Here is a 17,357-nt window from a genome sequence, read left to right as displayed (position 1 = left end):
CCGATGTCGAGTGCCGGTAACGGAACGAAGGCAAGCCGCCGCGGCCTGCCGTTGCACACCCAGATGCTGATCGGCTTCATCGTCGGCGCGTTGGCCGGTCTGGCCTGCTATGCCTTCGCGCAGGACGCGGGCTGGCTGCAGACCTTGATCGGCTACGTCACGCAGCCGGTCGGCGACCTGTTCCTGCGTCTGCTGTTCATGCTGGTGGTGCCGCTGGTGTTCTCGGCGCTGGTGCTGGGCGTGGTGGAGATCGGCGATCCGCGCTCGCTCGGACGCGTGGGACTGAAGACCCTGCTGTGGATTCTCGGCGTGACCGCCATCGCGGTCACCATCGGACTGATCCTGGTGAACGTGTTCCAGCCCGGGCAGGGCGTGCCGCACGACGTCGGCGAGAAGCTGCTGGCCGAGGCAGGGCATCGCGCCAGCGAAATCGCGGCCCGCCGCGAAGCGATTTCGGCGCGCGAGATGCTGCTGGGCATCGTGCCGCTGAATCCGGTGCGCGCGGCTGCCGACGGCAATCTGCTGGGGCTGATGTTCTTCGCGCTGATGTTCGGCATTGCCGCCGCGGTGGTGCGCAGCGAAGGCACGCGCACGTTCGTCGGCGCGATGCAGGGCGTGTACGACATCAGCCTGAAGCTGATCGAATGGGTGATCCGCATCGCGCCCTACGCGGTGGCGGCGCTGTTGTTCACGCTGACGGCGCGGCTGGGTTGGGACGTGCTGCTGCAGCTGGCGCGCTATGTCGGCGTGGTGCTGCTGGCGCTGGTGCTGCAGTGTTTCGTGGTGCTGCCGCTGCTGGTGCGCTATCTCGGCGGCATGCCGATGGGGCGCTTCTTCCGCGGCGCGGAAACCGCGATGGTGACGGCGTTCTCGACTTCGTCCAGCAGCGCCACGCTGCCGACGACCCTGCAGGCGGCCGAACGCCGGCTCGGGGTGCCGCGTCGCATCAGCCGCTTCGTGTGCACGCTCGGGGCGACGGCGAACATGAACGGCACGGCGTTGTACGAAGGCGTCACGGTGCTGTTCCTAGCGCAGTTCTTCGGTGTCGACCTGTCGTTCGCGCAGCAGTCGCTGGTGCTGCTGATCTGCGTGCTTGGCGGCGTCGGCGCGGCCGGCGTGCCGGGCGGTTCGCTGCCGGTGATCGCGATGATCCTGGGCATGTTCGGGATTCCGCCCGAAGGTATCGGCCTGGTGCTGGGCATCGATCGCCTGCTGGACATGTCGCGCACCGCGCTGAACGTGACCGGCGATCTGGCCGCGGCGGTCGTGATCGCACGCGGCGAGGACGTCGAGCCGGCAAGCGAGGTTGCCGGTGCGGCTCTGGAAGCGGCCGACGGCGACTAGTCCGCCAGTGCCCGAGTCCAGGCCGCGTCGGCGGCGGCATCGAAGCTGCACAGCAGAATGTCGATCTCCCGTCCTGCGCCGGTTTCGCGCAGGGTGCGCACGGCAACGCGTGCCGCTGCGTCGACGGGATAGCCGTAGACGCCGCAGCTGATGGCCGGGAAGGCGAGGCTGCGCAGCCCGTGTTCCAGCGCGAGCTGCAGGCTGTGGCGGTAGCAGTCGGCCAGCCGTTCGGCTTCGCCGCGGTCGCCGCCGTGCCAGACCGGGCCGACGGTGTGGACCACGTACGTTGCCGGTAATGCAAAGCCGGGGGTGATGCGGGCTTCGCCGGTCGGGCAGCGCACGCCGGGCCGGATTTCCGGAAGTTGGCGGCACGCCGCCAGCAGGGCCGGTCCGGCGGCGCGGTGAATCGCGCCGTCCACGCCACCGCCACCGAGCAGCGTCGGATTGGCGGCGTTAACGATGGCGTCGACGGCCAGCGTGGTGATGTCGATGCGGCGGCTGGACAGTTTCATGCATCCTCGTGGCGTGGATGAAACGCGTGGGACGTCAATGTCGTAGACTAAACCCAGCGAAATCGTACAGCTGCCAGTTCGACTATGACGACCATCCGCGACATGTCCATCGGCTACTTGCTCAACGACGTCACGCTGCTTTTCCGCAAGCATTTCGATCGTCGGGCGACACGCTTCAATCTCACACGCGCCCAGTGGCGTGCGCTGAAGTGCCTGCATCTGCGGCAGGGCATCCGTCAGAGCGAGTTGGCCGAATTCCTGGAGATGGAGGCCATCGCCGTCGGTCGCGTGATCGATCGTCTGCAGGCGGCCGGTTTCGTCGAACGGCGCGCCGATCCCAACGACCGCCGCTGCTGGCGGCTGTACCCGACCGAGCGCGCCAACGCCGTGGCCGAGGACATGGAGGAAATCGCGCACGGTCTGCGCGAGGACGCCACCCGCGACATCGACATGCAGGATCTGCAGCACATGATCGACGTGCTGACGCGGATCAAGGAGAACCTGCAGGCGCTCGATGGCGGCGCGGAGGCCGACGCGGCGGTCCTGCCGAGCGCGCAGCAGGGCCGTTAGCTGTAGCCGATGCGAATCCGCCGGCGCCTCCATGGCCGCCGGCGGAGCACGGCGATCACGACTTCTTCAGCAGATCGCGGATTTCGGTCAGCAACTGCACGTCGGCGGGCGGCGCGGCCGGTTCGGCCGGCTTTTCCTCTTCCTTGCGCTTGAGCCGGTTCATCACGCGGATGACCATGAAGATGCTGAAGGCGACGATCAGGAAACTGATGACGTTGTTGATGAAGGTGCCGTAGTGGATCGCCACTTCGCCCTTGCCGTCGGCGGCGGCCGCGTGCAGCACCCATTTGAGGTTGGAAAAATCGATGCCGCCCGTGATGAGGCCGACCGGCGGCATGATCACGTCGCTGACCAGCGACTTGACGATGGTGCCGAACGCGCCGCCGATGACGATGCCGACGGCCATGTCCACGACGTTGCCCTTGACGGCAAATTCCTTGAACTCGCTCATCATGCCCATGTGCTTCCCCTCTGCGGTGTGATCCCCTTATGCCGACAATGTACCCCAGTCACGGGGGCTGCGGGCAGGTCAGACGATGCGCGTTTCCAGCGTGGCGATGTCGCCGAGTGTCGCGCGCACTCGGTCGCCTCGCTGCAGCGCAGCCACGCCAGCGGGCGTGCCGGTGAAGATCAGATCGCCGGCCTTCAGCTCGAACAGGCGCGACAGTTCGACGATGATCTCGGGCGTGCTCCACAGCATGGCTTCGAGCGTGGTCTGCTGGCGCGTTTCGCCGTTGACGTCGAGGCGCAGCACGGTTCGTGCGTCGGGTGCGCCGTCCGCGGTCGGACGCAGGGCGGACACCGGAGCGGAATGGTCGAAGGCCTTGGCCACGTCCCACGGCAGGCCCTTTTCCTTGGCCCGGGCTTGCAGGTCGCGGCGGGTCAGGTCGAGGCCGACACCGTAGCCGAAGATGGCGGCCTGGGCGGCGTCCACGTCGAGATCGCGACCCCCGCGGGCCAGCGCCACCACCATTTCCACCTCGTGGTGCAGATCCGAGGTGGCGGACGGGTAGGGCGTGTCGGCGCCGTCCGTCACGACGGCGTCGGCCGGCTTGGTGAAGAACACCGGCTGTGCGCGGTCGACGCTGGCGCCCATTTCCTTGGCATGATCGGCGTAGTTGCGGCCGATGCAGAAGATGCGGCGCAACGGAAAGCGCGCGTCGCTGCCGCCGTATACCGGCAGGCTGGTGGGTGCGGCGGGTTCGAAGACGTGGGACATGGCGAAGCTCCGGGGAAAGCCACAGGGTAGCGAATGACAGCTGTCATGGGCGCCATCTGATGCCTGACGCTTCCGGTCGCACGGCAGGTGGGGCATGCTTGCAGGCGTACACGTCGGGCGACGGGGAGCGTAGCGTGGACCACGGCGATCTACTGAAAGAACTGCGCATCGATCATGCGCAGCGCGACGATCACGACGAACACGGCCGCCGCTGGCTTTGGCTGGTTGCTGCTGGCGTCGTGCTGGTCGCGCTCGTCGCCGGCGCCTGGATGTTGTTCGCGCGAGGCCCTGTCGAGGTGACCGCGGCCACGGCGTCGGCACCGGCGTCCGCCACGCAAAACGGGCAGGCCGTGCTGCAGGCAACCGGATACGTGACCGCGCAGCGACAGGCCACGGTGTCGGCACAGATCGTCGGCACCCTGACCGAGGTACTGATCGAAGAAGGCGACCATGTGAAGAATGGGCAGGTGCTGGCGCGACTGGAGGATAGCGCGCAGTCCGCCCAACTGCATGCCACCGAGGCCAGTGCGCAAGCGGCGCAGGCGCAGACGCTGCAGACGCAGGCCGAGCTTCGCCAGGCGGATCGGGACATGGCGCGGCAGAATGAGCTGGTCGCGCAGGGGCTGGTTTCCAAACAGCTTGCCGAGCAAGCGCGCACCAAGGTGGCCACCTTGCGCGCTCAGCTGAACGCGCAGCGCAAACAGGCCAAGGCCGCGCAGGCGCAGGTGCGTGTGGCGCAGGTCAACTACGACTACACCGTCGTGCGTGCGCCTTTCACCGGCGTGGTCACGCAGAAGACCGCGCAGGTCGGAGAGATCATCGCCCCGGCCGCCGCGGGGGGAGGATTCACGCGCACCGGCGTCGGCACCATCGTGGACATGGATTCGCTGGAGGTCGATGTCGACGTCAACGAGTCCTACATCGGCCGCGTCAAGGCGGGCATGCCGGCGGAAGCGGTGCTGGATGCCTATCCGGACTGGCGCATTCCCGCGCACGTCATTGCCATCGTGCCGGCCGCCGACCGCGGCAAGGCCACGGTGAAGGTTCGCGTGGCGCTGGAGCGCAAGGACGCGCGCATCATCCCGGACATGGGCGTGCGCGTGTCGTTCCTGGAGAAGCGCGCAGCGCCGGTGGGAGAGGCGCCGAAGGGCGTGCTGGTGCCGACTACCGCCATCATCGAGCACGACGGACATCCCGCCGTGTTCGTGATCGAGGACGGTCGTGCCCGGCTTCGCACGGTCGCGCCGGCGAAGCAACTATATGGCGACCTGCGTCGATTGCCGCAAGGCGTGTCCGTCGGCGATCGCGTCGTTGATCGGCCGCCGCCGACGCTGCACGACGGCGATCGGGTGCGGATGGCGTCGCCGCGCTCCTGAACGCCGGGCGCGGTGGAGTGACAGCTGTCATCCGCAATGCTTGACCATCGACCCTTTGTCAGACAGCGCCGCCCGGACATGCTGTGCAAGACTGCTCAGGGGACGGATTTTCGCGGCGGCATCGCATGGGTGCGCCGCGTCGAAGGCAGGGGCGGCCAGGACCGACACGCCGTTCATGCGGGACAACCGCTGCGAGGGGAGACATCATGGCAACGTTGATCGATATCCGCGACGTCAGCAAGACCTACACGCGCGGCAAACAGAAGGTCGAGGTGCTGCACCACATCGATCTGCAGGTGGCGGAAGGCGACTTTCTGGCCTTGATGGGGCCGTCCGGTTCGGGCAAGACCACGCTGCTGAATCTGATCGGCGGGCTGGACGTGCCGACCGGAGGCAGTATCACGGTCGGCGACAAGCGCATCGATCAGCTCGGCGCCGGTGCATTGGCCCGCTGGCGGGCCTCGAACGTGGGTTTCATCTTCCAGTTCTACAACCTCATGCCGATGCTGACCGCGCAGCGCAACGTCGAGTTGCCGCTGCTGCTCACCAAGCTGTCGGCGGCGCAGCGCAAGCGCAATGCGGGCATCGCCCTCAAGCTGGTCGGTCTGGAGGAGCGCGTGACGCACAAGCCATCCGAACTGTCCGGCGGCCAGCAGCAGCGCGTGGCGATCGCACGGGCCATCGTCTCGGACCCGACCCTGCTGGTTTGCGACGAACCGACGGGTGATCTGGACCGCGAGTCGGCCGAGGATGTTTTGGGGCTGCTGCGCACGCTCAACCGCGAGCACGGCAAGACCATCGTGATGGTCACGCACGATCCCAAGGCGGCCGAGTACGCCGATCACGTGCTGCATCTGGACAAGGGCATGCTGGTCGAACAGGCCACGGTCTGAGCATCGCGGCATCTTCCGCGGGAGGCTTCGCATGAAGTATCTGCATCTGATCTGGGCCGCGCTGTTCCGGCGCAAGACGCGTACGATTCTGACGATCGTCTCGATCGTGGCTGCGTTCCTGCTGTTCGGCATGCTCGATTCGGTCCGCACCGCGTTCGAGACCGGCAGCACCAGTGCGGTCGGGGCGCGACGTCTGGTCACTTCTTCGCGCTATTCCATCATCCAACCGTTGCCACAGGCGTTGCAGAACCGTATCGCCGCCATACCCGGCGTACGCAAGGTCGGCTATGCCAACTGGTTCGGCGGCATCTACCAGGATCCGAAGAACTTCGTCTTCAGCTATGCGATCAGTCCAGAGTACCTGGACTTGTACCCCGAGATCGAGCTGGCACCCGCGCAACGCAAGGCGTTCGATGCGACCCGCACCGGGGCCGTGGTCGGGCGCACGCTGGCGAAGCGCTACGGCTGGAAGATCGGCGACAAGATTCCGCTGCAGTCGACCATCTTTCCGCAGAAGAACGGCGACAAGACCTGGCCCATGGACATCGTCGGCATCTTCGACGTGAGCAAGGATGCGGCCAACGGCCTGGATCAGGCGCTGTTCTTCCATTGGACCTACTTCAATGAGGCCAATGCATACGGTCAGGGCACCGTCGGCTGGTACATCGACGAGCTGTCCGACCCGTCGCAGGCGGATCAGGTCGCCAACCGTATCGACGCGCTCTCGGCCAATTCGCCGAACGAGACCAAGACGCAGACCGAGCAGGCCTTCCAGGCCTCGTTCGCCAAGCAGATCGGCAACATCGGACTGATCGTGGTCGGCATCATGGGCGCGGTGTTCTTCACGCTGGTTCTGCTGGCCGGCAACACGATGGCGCAGGCCGTGCGCGAGCGCACGTCGGAGCTGGCGGTGCTGAAGACCATCGGCTTCTCGCGCGGCAGCGTGCTGATGATGGTGCTGGCCGAGGCGGTGCTGCTGCTCGTGCTCGGCGGCCTGATCGGACTCGGCATCGCGGCGGCGCTCGGGCCGCTGGTCACCAAGGGCAGCGGCGGTCTGGTGAATCTGCCGTCGCTGGGACTTTCGACGTGGATGACGGGCATGGCGTTGATGATCGTGATCGGGCTGCTGGTCGGCGTTCTGCCGGCGCTGCGCGGTATGCGCCTGAATATCGTCGATGCGCTGGCTGGGCGTTGAGGAGAACAGGATGAGCACCTTCAAGCGATTTCTGGTCAATATCGGCCTGTTCGCAGGGCTGATGGTGGCGGTGGCCGTCTGGGCGGCGATGCCCTGGATCGGTGCCGTGGTCCTGGGCGTGCTGGTACTACTGTGGCTGGCGCTGGCGCGCAGTGGTCGGCGCACGCTTTCCGTGACGCAGGTCGGCTTGAGTACGCTGCGTCAACGCATCGGCGCTTCCTCGGTCATCGTGATCGGTATTGCCGGCGTGGTCGGCGTGCTGGTGGCGTTGCTGGCGATGGCGGAAGGTTTCCAGAGCACCCTGCAACGCACGGGGTCCGACGACACCGCGATCGTGTTGCGCGGTGGCTCGCAGGCGGAGCTCAACTCGGTATTGAGTCGCGACAATGTCGATGTCATCACCCAGGCGGCAGGCGTGGCGCGTGACGCCTCCGGCAAGCCGATTGCATCGCCGGAGGTGGTGGTGGTCGCGAATCTGCCCAAGAAGAGCGACCGCAGCATCGAGGCCAACGTGCAGATTCGCGGGGTCGGCGATCAGGCCTGGAAACTGCGTCCGAACGTTCGCATCGTCGATGGTCGGCGTTTCAAGCCGGGGTTGCGCGAGCTGGTGGTCGGGCAGGGTGCGCAGCGCCAGTTCGCCGGGCTCGAGGTCGGGCGCAGCCTGCGGCTGGGCGGGCAGGAATGGACCGTCGTCGGCACCTTCGTGGCCCACGATTCGCATGACTCCGAATTGTGGGGCGACGTGCAGACGGTCGCATCGGCTTATCGCCGCGGCAGCAGTGTGCAATCGGTTACCGCAAAGCTGACGTCGCCTTCGGCCTTCGACGCCTTCAAGGCCGCACTGAGCAGTGACCCGCGACTGAAGGTCGACGTCAGCACCACGCGGACCTACTTCGCCAAGCAGTCGGAGAATCTGACGCGCACGTTGCGCATCGTCGGTCTGGTCGTCGGCATCATCATGGCCATCGGCGCGGTGTTCGGGGCGCTGAATACCATGTTCGCCGCCGTCGCCACGCGCTCCAGGGAAATCGCGACGCTGCGCGCGATCGGCTTTCGCAGCGTGCCGGTGGTGGTGTCGGTCATGCTCGAGACCCTGCTGCTGGCGGCGCTGGGCGGCATTGTCGGCGGACTGGTCACGTGGCTGATCTTCAACGGCTACACCGCATCCACGCTGGGTTCAAATTTCAGCCAGGTGGTGTTCCAGTTCCGCGTCACGCCGAATCTGTTGTGGAACGGCCTGAAGTGGGCGCTGGCGATCGGCCTGATCGGTGGTCTTTTCCCAGCCGTGCGCGCGGCGCGTCTGCCGGTAACGACAGCGCTTAGAGAATCCTAGGCGCGTGCGCTCATCGACTGCGCACGGCGCGTCCGCGCGAGAAGATCACGATGGCCACGCCGAGCAGGATCACCGCCATGCCGGCCAGATCGATCGGGCCGACGTGTTCGCCGCCCAGCATCAGGCCGAACAGCACGGCGACGGGCGGATTCACGTAGGCGTAGCTGGTCGACAGCGCCGGGCGCACGGTCTTCAGCAGATAGACGTAGGAACTGAAGCCGATCAGCGAACCGAACACCACCAGATAGCCGATCGCCAGCGTGGCGTGCAGGCTCGGGTGCGCGGGCACGCGCTCGCCGGCGAGCAGGGCGGTGACGATCAGGGCCACGCTGGCGCAGAGCATCTGCGCGGCGGTGTTCATGGGGCCGACGGGCATGTCCTGGCGGCGGCTCCAGGCCGAACCGAAGGCCCACAATGCGGCAGCGCTGACCAGCGCCAGCGCGCCGACACGCGAACCGGACAGCGTGCTGCCCAGGTTCAGCACCACCACGCCGACGAAACCGATGACCAGGCCGAGGATTTCGTTGCGCTGTGGCCATTCGCCGTAGAAACCGTTGAACAGCGTCGCGAACAGCGGCATGGAAGCGACCGCGACCGCGGCGATGCCCGAACTGACGCTCTGTTCGGCGTAGCAGACCAGCCCGTTGCCGCCGAGTAGCAGCAGGGTGCCGGTGATGGCGGCGTTGCGCCACTGCCTGCGCGTCGGCGGCGCGGCGCCGCGCAGGCGCAGCCAGGCGTACATGAGTACGCCGGCGAGAGCGAAGCGGATGGCGGCGAGCAGGAACGGTGGCCAGCTTTCCAGCGCGAAGCGGATGCCGAGATAGGTCGAGCCCCAGACCACGTACAGCGACGCCAGAGCCAACGGCACCAGCCAGCGGCGCTCCATCGGAGCCGCGGGATCTGCGATCGAATTCATGCACGCACCGAAGCGGGGGACGGTCGCGCAGTGTAGCGCTGTCAGGCGCGGGAAGCCCGTGCCAGCGGGGTCAGGAATGCGGCACGTGACGCCGCTCGTGGATCACCACGTACTCGCCTTCCAGCACGTCCGGGTCGGCGTTCGGCGCCGCGCCGCGCGCGCCCGTGTTCGAGGCGTGCCGGCCGCGCCAGGCGCGCACCAGCATCAGGATGCCGCCGACCGCCACCAGCACGGCCAGGGCGATCAGCCCGAAGACCAGCAGGGCGCCGAAGACGGCCAGGCCCAGCAACGCCAGCGCCGCGCGGGCGAGCGGATGGCGGGGGCGTTGCAGGATGAAGAAGCGGGTGCGCATGGCGATTCTCGCGAGCAGCTACAATCTCGCCTTCCACCATGAGGTCGATGACGCCGTGACACAAGTGCCAGAGGTTGCCGATGACGTTTTTCCCCTGCCGTTGTGCGGCGTGGATGACGTCGCCGAAGGTGCGGCGATTGGCGTCGAAATGGAGCTTTTCGGCGAGCATCATGCGTTCATCGTGACCTGCGCAGACGGCCGCTTCCACGCCTATCGCAATCTCTGCCCACATGCCGGGCGGCGTCTGGACTGGGCGCCGGGCCGCTTCCTGCTGAAAGACCGCGTGCTGGTGTGCGCCGTGCATGGAGCAAGCTTCCGCGTCGAGAGCGGCCTGTGCATCGGCGGTCCGTGCCAGGGCGACCACCTGCTGCGCGTCGGGGTCGAGGTCGAGGGCGATGCGGTGATGCTGACCAGTCTGTGAGGCCGCGCGTCAGCGGTACATCAGATTGATGCCGACCAGCGTCGCGACCAGGATCAGCGCGGTCAGCGGCAGGCCCACGCGAAGGAAGTCGCGCGAGCGGTAGCCGCCGGGACCGGCCACCATCATCAGCGCCGGATGGCCGGAGCTGATGAGGAAGGTATTGGACGAGGACAGCGCCACGAGGAGCGCGTAGGCGGCCGGATTGCCGCCGGTCGCCACGGCAACGCTGATGGCGATGGGCACCATCATCACGGTCGCGCCGACGTTCGACATCACCTGCGAGAACAGCAGCGTCAGCACCGCGATCGCCAGCTGCAGCGACCACTGCGGCGCGCCGTGGGAATAATGCAGCACTTCCTGCGCCAGCCAGGCGGCGGCGCCGGTGGAATCCATCGACCAGCCCAGCGGGATCAGGCAGGCGGTGACGAAGATGGTCTTCCAGTTCACCGAGCGGTAGGCCTCGTCCATGGTCAGCACGCCGGACAGCAGCATGCCGATGGCGCCGCTCATCATCGCCACCGGCAGGTCCAGATCGGTGAACAGGGCCAGGCCCATCGCCAGCAGGAAGAAGCCCAGCGCCTGCCACAGCTTGCCCGGGCGCTGTTCGACCTTGGGCACGTCGGTGATGACGACCAGGTCGCGGTCGGCCTGCATCATCGCCAGGTCGTTCCAGTGACTGTGCAGCACCAGGGTGTCGCCGGCGCGCAGGCTGATGCCGCGGATGTCCTCGCGGAACACCTGATCGCCGCGATTGACCGCCAGCACGGCGATGCCGAAGCGCTTGCGCAGGTGCAGGTCGCCGATGCGCTGCTTGATGACGCTGGAGCTGGGCGGCACCACCGCCTCGGAAATGCCGGCGCGCGTCGGGTTGAACAGGTCGGCCAGCTGGCGCATGCGCGGCGACACGCGGCACAGCTGGTTGTTGGCGAATTCGTTGACCTGCTCGCGCGCGCCGAGCACGCCGAGCACGGTGCCGACCCAGATCATCTCCTCGGCCGGCGGCGCCATGCGCGATTCGTTGCCGTTCTTCATCGCCAGGATCAGCGGCGCGCCGTGCAGCTGCTCCACCTCGCCCACGCTCATGCCGACCAGGGCGCTCTCGGCCGTCACGGTCAGTTCGGCCGGGTTGCCGACGATGCCGTAGGTCTCGGCGAAGTAGCTCTCGGTGCGGCCGGGCGTGACCTTCTGGCGGTCGTCCTCGCGTGCCGGCAGCAGACGCTTGGCGAACAGCGCGAAATAGGCGATGCCGATCGCGGCGAGGATCAGGCCGATCGGCGTCACGCTGAACAGGCTGAAGCGGGTGATGGTGTGTGCGCCCGGCGGCAGGTTGCGGTTGGCGCTCGCGATCAGGTCGTTGAGCAGGATCAGCGGCGAGTTCGCGATCAGCGTGGTGTTGGTGGCGGTGAGGATGCAGAACGCCATCGGCAGCAGCATGCGCGTCAGCGGCACGCCGGTGCGCGCGGACAGGCGGCTGCTGACCGGAATCATCAGCGCCGCCAGCGCCTGACTCGGAATGATCGCGCTGAACAGGCTGGTCACGCTGTTGATCACGATGCCCAGGCGCGATTCGCGTCCGCCGGACATGCGCATGACGAAAGCCGCGGCCTTGGACAGCGCACCGGCGCGATCCAGGCCCGCGCCCATGATCATGATCGCCAGGATCGCGATCACCGCATTGCCGGCGAAGCCCTGGAACACCTGCGTGGCCGGCATCAGGCCGGTGACGCCGATCACCACCACTACCAGCAGCGCCACCATGTCGGCACGAATCCATTCCAGCACCAGCATGATCATGGTGAAGGCGACCAGCCCGAGCACCAGGATCATGTCGGGTGTGAGGGTCAGGCCGGCGGCGGTGCTGTCCATGGAGTGCGTCGTCGAGGCGGGCCGTTCAGCGTCGGCCGCGGGCGGGCTGACGCTGGGGTGCGTGAAAGGGCAGGCGTCGGGTCAGTGCAGTCACCGCGATGCGCATCCGGTCGTGATCGTTGAGCGTCTCATTGGCGTAGGTAGAGCAGGTCGCAGACGTCGTGTCCGAGGCGCAGGCCGCGACGCTCGAAATGCGTTTCGATGCGCCATGCCGGACGCGCGGCGACTTTGCCCGGACCTTCCTGATTGCGCCATGCCGGAGCGGCCTCCATCACGTCGAGCATGTGTTCAGCATACTCGGCCCAGTCGGTGGCCAGATGCAACAGGCCACCTGGCCGGACGCGGCTGGCGATCAGCTCGACGAATGCGGGCTGGACCAGGCGTCGCTTGTGGTGACGCTTCTTCGGCCACGGGTCGGGGAACCAGATGCGCACTTCGTCCAGCGCCTCGGCGGCAATCTCGTTGCGCAGCACTTCCACCGCGTCATGGCGATAGATGCGCACGTTGCCGGCCTCGGCCTCGGCCAGCGCATTCATCAGGCGACCGACGCCGGGTCGATGCACTTCCACGCCGATGTAGTCGCGATCGGGGTCATGCTCCGCCGCCCAGGCCAGCGCTTCGCCGTTGCCGAAGCCGATCTCCAGCACGCGCGGTGCCGTACGGCCGAACACGGCGTCGAGGTCGCGCGGCTGGCCGGTGTAGTCGAGACCGTAGCGCGACCAGTGCGCATCGAAGGCGCGCTGCTGCGCCGGCGTGATGCGTCCCTCGCGCAGCACGAAGCTGCGCACCGGTCTGCGGCGCTCGGCGTCCTTGTGATCGCCGGACGAATCGGAACCTGTCATCGCGCGCTCTCCGGAGCGGCGACCGACGCGGAGATGGACATCGGAATACCTTGTCGAATCGGATGGTGCAGGGGACCGCGCAGCGCCCTCGCACGCCGTACCGGCAAGCCGGTCGGCATCCTCCAGGATGCGCATCGCGATCCGTGGGCGGAAAGGCGGAGCCCCATGCGCGCATTGTAGCGGAGGCGATTGCGCTTGGTGCGGTGGCGGTTCGCGTTCCACGCCGTCGCGGGCTTGCGCGCGGAGAGCAAAACCGATGTAATCGTCCTGCATCCGCGCGGGTGTAGTTCAATGGTAGAACCTCAGCTTCCCAAGCTGATGACACGGGTTCGATTCCCGCCACCCGCTCCACCTCGGCCGTTCGACCGAGGGCGTGCCCGACCTCCTTAACGCTTCCCTGTCCGACGGTTAACAGCCGTTTAAAGCGTGCGCGCCTAGAAAGGAACTGTCACGGAACCGCGACCGGCCTTCCCCAGGCCGCACCCTCGCGACCGTGACGATCGGGGCAGCGACTTGGGCCCGGACGCGGCGACTTCCCCCAGCCTTCCGTCCGGGCCTTTTCTTGCGCGGTGTGCCGGTCCGACCCGATTCCCGTTAAGCTTGAAGTGCCGGCGTCATGCCCGGCGCTGTACCGAGGACGTCGCATGCGCGTATTGGTCATCGAAGACAACAACGATCTGGCCACCAACATCGGTGACTACCTGGAAGACCGTCACCACATCGTCGATTTCGCCGGCGACGGCGTGACCGGACTGCATCTGGCGGTGGTGCACGACTTCGACGTCATCGTGCTGGACCTGACCCTGCCGGGCATGGACGGCCTGGAAGTGGCGCGCAAGCTGCGTCACGAGGCGCACAAGCAGACCCCGATCCTGATGCTGACCGCGCGTGACGCGCTGGAACAGAAAATTACCGGCTTCGAGTCCGGCGCCGACGACTACATGACCAAGCCGTTCGCGCTGCAGGAACTGGGCGTGCGTCTGGAAGTGCTGGCGCGACGCGGCAAGGGACCGCAGAGCCGTGTGCTCAAGGTCGCCGATCTGACCTACAACCTCGACACCTTGACCGTGACTCGCGCCGGCACGTCGATCCAGCTCAACCCGATCGGTCTGAAACTGCTGCAGGCGCTGATGGATGCCAGTCCGTCCGTGGTCACGCGGCATGATCTGGAACAAAAGGTCTGGGGCGAGGAGTTGCCCGACAGCGACAGTCTGCGCGTGCACATCCACGGACTGCGCGCGGCGATCGACAAGCCGTTCGACAAGCCGCTGATCCACACCCGCCACGGCATTGGGTACCGCATGGTCGATCCGGATGCGCTCCCGACGTAAGCTGCGCACTCGCCTGATCGTCTCCTTCTCGCTGTTCGGCATCGGCCTGTCGGTGCTGTTCGCGATGGCCGCGCTGTACGTGCGTGCCAAGGTGGAAGACCAGCTGGTCGTCAACGCCCTGCAGCACGACGTCGACAGCAACATCGAACGCCTGCACGCGAACCCGAACTACCAGGCGCATTCGGGACTGGTGGAAGGCTGGTTCAAGAGCGACCGCACGCTCTACAAGATGCCGCTGGCCTGGCAGAACCTCGACAGCGGCGTGCACGACATCTCCGAAGTCGGTCCCGACGGGCGCATCCATCACTACAAGCTGGCGGTGCGCCGCAAGTACGGCCTGATCGGCTTCATCCGCTACGACGTCGGACGCGACGAGCAGGGCAAGCGGCAGCTGCTGATCGGCCTGGTTGCGGCCGTGGTGCTGTTCAGCCTGTTATCGCTGGCGTTGGGCGTGTGGTTGTCGCGACGCGTGCTGCGGCCGGTGACGGAGCTGGCGGCGCGGCTGCGCGATTTCCGACGCATCGGCAAGGCCGAGCCACTGGCGCCGCACGTGGCCGATGACGAGGTCGGCGAGCTGGCGCAGGCGCTGGACGAATATTCCGAACGTCTCACGGCGCTGGTCGAGCGCGATCGCGAATTCAATTCCGACGTCAGCCACGAACTGCGCACGCCACTGGCGGTGATTTCCAGCACCACCGAGTTGCTGCAGTCCTCGCCGGATCTCAACGACAAGCTGCGCGAGCGGCTCAAGCGCATCGAGCGCTCCTCGCGGCAGGCCACCGAGATGATCGAGGCCCTGCTGCTGCTGTCGCGCGCGGAGCGTCGCGGCCCGACCTTCGGCGAGATCACCGATGCCGTGAAGGTCGCCGAGGACGTGATCGAGAATCAGCGGCCGCACATGCGCGACAAGCCGATCGATCTGCGCTTGCGTGGCGTGCAGCCGCTGAAGGTCGACGCGCCGGCTTCGGTGCTGGCCGTGGTGCTGACGAACCTGGTCGGCAACGCGATCAAGTACACCCAGAACGGCGAGGTGGAAGTCAGCATCCTCGAGGATCGCATCGTCATCGAGGACACCGGTCGCGGCATCAAGGCGGAAGAGGCCGATGCGCTGTTCCAGCGCGGTACGCGCGGCGAAGGCGCCACCGGAAGCGGCGCGGGCCTCGGTCTAGCCATCGTGCGGCGACTGTGCGAGCTGTACGGCTGGCACGTTGCCATCCGGCCACGCGAGGACGTGGTCGGCGTGGTCGCGACCGTGCTGTTCCCCCGCGCGAATCGCGCAGGTTGATCCTTCCCGCGCCGGCAGAACCGGATTCGGTCAGGCTGGCGCCGCGGTTGCTTCCGGTTCGAGTGTGAACGCGACGAGCTGATTGCGGCCGTTGCGCTTGGCTTCGTACAGGACGGTGTCCGCGTCGACCATCAGGTCGCGCAGCACATAGCCGGACATCTCGGTGGTGGTCAGGCCGACGCTGGCGGTGACGGTGATGTTCTCGCCTTCATGCAGCTCCACGGCGGCGTAGGCGAGCGCGCGGCGGATACGGTTGCCGACCTCGATGCCTTTCGCCTGATCGCAGCCCGGCATGAGAATGCCGAATTCCTCGCCGCCGAGCCGGCCGAAGACATCCAGTGGACGCAGTTCGTCACGGCAGACGCGGGCGACGTATTCGAGCACCACGTCGCCCGAAATGTGGCCGTAGTGGTCGTTGATGCGCTTGAAGTGATCCATGTCCAGAATCAGCAGGCACGCCGGATGGCGGGTCCGCTGCAGCCGGCGCAGCACGCGGTTGGCTTGGTCCAGAAAGTGCTGCCGGTTGAAGATGCCAGTGAGTCCGTCGTAGTGAGCCAGACGGCGGAACTGCATCTGCAAGTGCTTGGTGCGGTAAGCCCAGAGCGCGATGACCACCAGTACGAGCAGCAACATCAGAGCGTACAGGCGATTGGTCTCGACGGACTTACGGTCTAGCGCCTGCTGCAGCTGCAGGATGTTGTTCTGCTTGTTCAGCTCGTCCAGCTTCATCTTCTTGGTCAGGACGTCCTGGCGGATGATTTGGTATGCCAGCGCCTGCGCCTTGGCGTCGGTCACGGAAGCCTTGTACTGCTCCATGTATTTCTTGTACATCGCCAGAGCGGCTGCGGTGTTGCCGTCATGCTCGTTGATTTCGTGCAGGGCTTTGTAAGCGGCCTGTAGCGTCCAGTTGAAACTTTTGGGATCGTTCGCGGCCAGTACAGCCTGCGCTGATTTCCGGGCAAGTTCATACTTTCCTTGTTGCAGATAGGCGCTGGTCAGGGCGTCGTAGTACCCCGCGATGTGCGGTTGGTAATCTGTGCGAAAAATCTCGGCTCGAATACTGCGCAGAAAGGCGATGGCCCGGTCCGGATGACCTTCGCTGTTGATCAGCCCCGCCCATTCCAGGCGAAGGCCGTTGGCGAAGCCGGGAATATCCGCCTGACGACAGGTTTCGATGGCCTTCTGGTAATCCTTCCGCACGGATGCGAGTGTTCCTCCGCGATAGATCAGTGTCTGCCCACGGAATACATCAGCTACGCAATGTGTGCGTGATGATGTGGCCGTGCGGCTCAACTGGTCGATGTATTCGAGTGCCGCGTCGTACTGTTTCTTGTTCAGCAGCACCCGGATGATGACGATGATGATCATCGATTTGACGCGCTGATCCTTGATGTTCGGGAGTTCTTCGATGAGCGTATTGGTCATCGAATAGGCTTCGAGATACTTGCGGTCGCGCATGTCCAGTGTGATTAGCGCCGCGCGCGCACGGACGTTATTCAACGGGTCGAGCGGACGGGCCAGGATGCTCTTGTACATCCGAGTGGCTTGTTCGCTTTGTCCTGCTTGGTCGTATTGGATCGCGTCGAGCAAAAGCAGGCGCTGGCGTTGAGCCGGTGTCATCTGCTGCTCGTCGGTATGCAGACGTTGCAGTGAGTGAACGAATTGGGCCCGGTCCGTGGACATGTCCTGCTCGGCCTGCCGGAACAGATCGTTCAGCCGCGGCCGTTCTTGCGGCGGCGCGTGTCCGGTTTGCGGTGCAAGGAAGAGCAACAGCATGGCGAATGCAAAGGTGACGCCCTTGCACGTTCGTCCGCGCACGGGAAGAGCCGCGTGCACCTTTGAAGGGAGACGCTTATCTTGCATATTCGCTGTAAAAGCTGCTGCGCGGATACATGCAGCGCG

General features: G+C 66.2%; 17 protein-coding genes and 1 tRNA gene. 10 read left to right on the top strand and 8 right to left on the bottom strand.

Annotated features, from left to right (window positions below; all coding sequences use genetic code 11):
• The first annotated feature begins 3 nt into the window (after positions 1 to 3).
• Positions 4 to 1,344, top strand: a complete 1,341-nt coding sequence (locus tag LF63_RS12940; RefSeq protein WP_052395086.1) for a dicarboxylate/amino acid:cation symporter — start codon at positions 4 to 6, stop codon at positions 1,342 to 1,344.
• Here LF63_RS12940 and LF63_RS12935 read toward each other — a convergent pair.
• Complete coding sequence (locus LF63_RS12935; RefSeq protein WP_043102421.1) at positions 1,341 to 1,856, bottom strand: O-acetyl-ADP-ribose deacetylase; 516 nt, start codon at positions 1,854 to 1,856, stop codon at positions 1,341 to 1,343. The genes LF63_RS12940 and LF63_RS12935 overlap by 4 nt on opposite strands.
• An 84-nt stretch (positions 1,857 to 1,940) precedes the next feature.
• On the opposite strand from LF63_RS12935, the gene LF63_RS12930 reads away from it, so the two are divergent.
• On the top strand, positions 1,941 to 2,426 hold the full coding sequence (locus LF63_RS12930; RefSeq protein WP_043102418.1) for a MarR family winged helix-turn-helix transcriptional regulator: 486 nt from the start codon (positions 1,941 to 1,943) through the stop codon (positions 2,424 to 2,426).
• A gap of 55 nt (positions 2,427 to 2,481) precedes the next feature.
• On the opposite strand, the gene mscL is transcribed toward LF63_RS12930, so the two are convergent.
• Positions 2,482 to 2,886, bottom strand: a complete 405-nt coding sequence (gene mscL, locus LF63_RS12925) for a large-conductance mechanosensitive channel protein MscL (protein ID WP_043102415.1) — start codon at positions 2,884 to 2,886, stop codon at positions 2,482 to 2,484.
• Positions 2,887 to 2,955: 69 nt separating this feature from the next.
• A complete protein-coding gene (locus tag LF63_RS12920; RefSeq protein ID WP_043102411.1) occupies positions 2,956 to 3,645 on the bottom strand; it encodes a fumarylacetoacetate hydrolase family protein in 690 nt (229 codons plus the stop codon).
• 134 nt (positions 3,646 to 3,779) lie between these two features.
• On the opposite strand from LF63_RS12920, the gene LF63_RS12915 reads away from it, so the two are divergent.
• The 4 genes from LF63_RS12915 (at position 3,780) to LF63_RS12900 (ending at position 8,442) form a co-directional block, all read left to right on the top strand.
• Complete coding sequence (locus tag LF63_RS12915) at positions 3,780 to 5,021, top strand: efflux RND transporter periplasmic adaptor subunit (RefSeq protein WP_043102408.1); 1,242 nt, start codon at positions 3,780 to 3,782, stop codon at positions 5,019 to 5,021.
• Positions 5,022 to 5,227: 206 nt separating this feature from the next.
• Entirely contained in the window at positions 5,228 to 5,914 is a 687-nt protein-coding gene (locus tag LF63_RS12910) for an ABC transporter ATP-binding protein (RefSeq protein WP_043102407.1), read from the top strand.
• 31 nt (positions 5,915 to 5,945) lie between these two features.
• Positions 5,946 to 7,109 (top strand): ABC transporter permease, encoded by a 1,164-nt coding sequence (locus tag LF63_RS12905; protein WP_043102404.1) that lies wholly within the window; start codon positions 5,946 to 5,948, stop codon positions 7,107 to 7,109.
• A 10-nt stretch (positions 7,110 to 7,119) separates the two neighbouring features.
• The gene (locus tag LF63_RS12900) at positions 7,120 to 8,442 is read left to right on the top strand and encodes an ABC transporter permease (RefSeq protein ID WP_043102401.1); all 1,323 of its coding nucleotides are present in this window, start codon (positions 7,120 to 7,122) and stop codon (positions 8,440 to 8,442) included.
• Between the two features lie 10 nt (positions 8,443 to 8,452).
• On the opposite strand, the gene yedA is transcribed toward LF63_RS12900, so the two are convergent.
• The gene (gene yedA / locus LF63_RS12895) at positions 8,453 to 9,358 is read right to left on the bottom strand and encodes a drug/metabolite exporter YedA (protein ID WP_043102399.1); all 906 of its coding nucleotides are present in this window, start codon (positions 9,356 to 9,358) and stop codon (positions 8,453 to 8,455) included.
• Between the two features lie 70 nt (positions 9,359 to 9,428).
• Positions 9,429 to 9,710, bottom strand: a complete 282-nt coding sequence (locus LF63_RS12890) for a hypothetical protein (RefSeq protein ID WP_043102397.1) — start codon at positions 9,708 to 9,710, stop codon at positions 9,429 to 9,431.
• Here LF63_RS12890 and LF63_RS12885 point away from each other — a divergent pair.
• On the top strand, positions 9,709 to 10,131 hold the full coding sequence (locus LF63_RS12885) for a Rieske (2Fe-2S) protein (protein WP_081945217.1): 423 nt from the start codon (positions 9,709 to 9,711) through the stop codon (positions 10,129 to 10,131). The genes LF63_RS12890 and LF63_RS12885 overlap by 2 nt on opposite strands.
• Before the next feature lie 9 nt (positions 10,132 to 10,140).
• Here LF63_RS12885 and LF63_RS12880 read toward each other — a convergent pair whose 3' ends face one another.
• Positions 10,141 to 11,958: an SLC13 family permease gene (locus tag LF63_RS12880; protein WP_043103894.1), complete on the bottom strand. Its 1,818-nt coding sequence runs from the start codon at positions 11,956 to 11,958 to the stop codon at positions 10,141 to 10,143.
• Between the two features lie 167 nt (positions 11,959 to 12,125).
• Positions 12,126 to 12,839, bottom strand: coding sequence for a tRNA (guanosine(46)-N7)-methyltransferase TrmB (gene trmB / locus LF63_RS12875; protein ID WP_043102395.1), 714 nt, complete (start codon positions 12,837 to 12,839; stop codon positions 12,126 to 12,128).
• A 277-nt stretch (positions 12,840 to 13,116) separates the two neighbouring features.
• Here trmB and LF63_RS12870 point away from each other — a divergent pair.
• The 3 genes from LF63_RS12870 (at position 13,117) to LF63_RS12860 (ending at position 15,455) form a co-directional block, all read left to right on the top strand.
• A tRNA-Gly gene (locus tag LF63_RS12870) sits at positions 13,117 to 13,190 on the top strand.
• Positions 13,191 to 13,483: 293 nt separating this feature from the next.
• Positions 13,484 to 14,170: a response regulator transcription factor gene (locus LF63_RS12865; RefSeq protein WP_043102394.1), complete on the top strand. Its 687-nt coding sequence runs from the start codon at positions 13,484 to 13,486 to the stop codon at positions 14,168 to 14,170.
• The gene (locus LF63_RS12860) at positions 14,154 to 15,455 is read left to right on the top strand and encodes a sensor histidine kinase (RefSeq protein ID WP_043102393.1); all 1,302 of its coding nucleotides are present in this window, start codon (positions 14,154 to 14,156) and stop codon (positions 15,453 to 15,455) included. Before LF63_RS12865 ends, LF63_RS12860 begins: the two co-directional genes overlap by 17 nt.
• Before the next feature lie 30 nt (positions 15,456 to 15,485).
• Here LF63_RS12860 and LF63_RS12855 read toward each other — a convergent pair whose 3' ends face one another.
• Entirely contained in the window at positions 15,486 to 17,231 is a 1,746-nt protein-coding gene (locus tag LF63_RS12855; protein WP_043102392.1) for a tetratricopeptide repeat-containing diguanylate cyclase, read from the bottom strand.
• Positions 17,232 to 17,357 lie beyond the last annotated feature (126 nt).

The sequence above is a fragment of the Oleiagrimonas soli genome (genome assembly GCF_000761445.1).
In the GTDB taxonomy this organism is placed as follows: domain Bacteria; phylum Pseudomonadota; class Gammaproteobacteria; order Xanthomonadales; family Rhodanobacteraceae; genus Oleiagrimonas; species Oleiagrimonas soli.
Note: the sequence above shows the minus strand (reverse complement) of the source record. Positions and strands in the feature narration are given on the sequence as shown.

What these genes read in the sequence shown, in the direction of transcription:
- LF63_RS12940 (WP_052395086.1), top strand. Translation starts at nt 4, where the DNA reads ATGTCGAGTGCCGGTAACGGAACGAAGGCAAGCCGCCGCGGCCTGCCG.
- LF63_RS12935 (WP_043102421.1), bottom strand. Translation starts at nt 1,856, where the DNA reads ATGAAACTGTCCAGCCGCCGCATCGACATCACCACGCTGGCCGTCGAC.
- LF63_RS12930 (WP_043102418.1), top strand. Translation starts at nt 1,941, where the DNA reads ATGACGACCATCCGCGACATGTCCATCGGCTACTTGCTCAACGACGTC.
- mscL (WP_043102415.1), bottom strand. Translation starts at nt 2,886, where the DNA reads ATGGGCATGATGAGCGAGTTCAAGGAATTTGCCGTCAAGGGCAACGTC.
- LF63_RS12920 (WP_043102411.1), bottom strand. Translation starts at nt 3,645, where the DNA reads ATGTCCCACGTCTTCGAACCCGCCGCACCCACCAGCCTGCCGGTATAC.
- LF63_RS12910 (WP_043102407.1), top strand. Translation starts at nt 5,228, where the DNA reads ATGGCAACGTTGATCGATATCCGCGACGTCAGCAAGACCTACACGCGC.
- LF63_RS12905 (WP_043102404.1), top strand. Translation starts at nt 5,946, where the DNA reads ATGAAGTATCTGCATCTGATCTGGGCCGCGCTGTTCCGGCGCAAGACG.
- LF63_RS12900 (WP_043102401.1), top strand. Translation starts at nt 7,120, where the DNA reads ATGAGCACCTTCAAGCGATTTCTGGTCAATATCGGCCTGTTCGCAGGG.
- yedA (WP_043102399.1), bottom strand. Translation starts at nt 9,358, where the DNA reads ATGAATTCGATCGCAGATCCCGCGGCTCCGATGGAGCGCCGCTGGCTG.
- LF63_RS12885 (WP_081945217.1), top strand. Translation starts at nt 9,709, where the DNA reads ATGGCGATTCTCGCGAGCAGCTACAATCTCGCCTTCCACCATGAGGTC.
- LF63_RS12890 (WP_043102397.1), bottom strand. Translation starts at nt 9,710, where the DNA reads ATGCGCACCCGCTTCTTCATCCTGCAACGCCCCCGCCATCCGCTCGCC.
- LF63_RS12880 (WP_043103894.1), bottom strand. Translation starts at nt 11,958, where the DNA reads ATGATCCTGGTGCTCGGGCTGGTCGCCTTCACCATGATCATGCTGGTG.
- trmB (WP_043102395.1), bottom strand. Translation starts at nt 12,839, where the DNA reads ATGACAGGTTCCGATTCGTCCGGCGATCACAAGGACGCCGAGCGCCGC.
- LF63_RS12865 (WP_043102394.1), top strand. Translation starts at nt 13,484, where the DNA reads ATGCGCGTATTGGTCATCGAAGACAACAACGATCTGGCCACCAACATC.
- LF63_RS12860 (WP_043102393.1), top strand. Translation starts at nt 14,154, where the DNA reads ATGCGCTCCCGACGTAAGCTGCGCACTCGCCTGATCGTCTCCTTCTCG.
- LF63_RS12855 (WP_043102392.1), bottom strand. Translation starts at nt 17,231, where the DNA reads ATGCTGTTGCTCTTCCTTGCACCGCAAACCGGACACGCGCCGCCGCAA.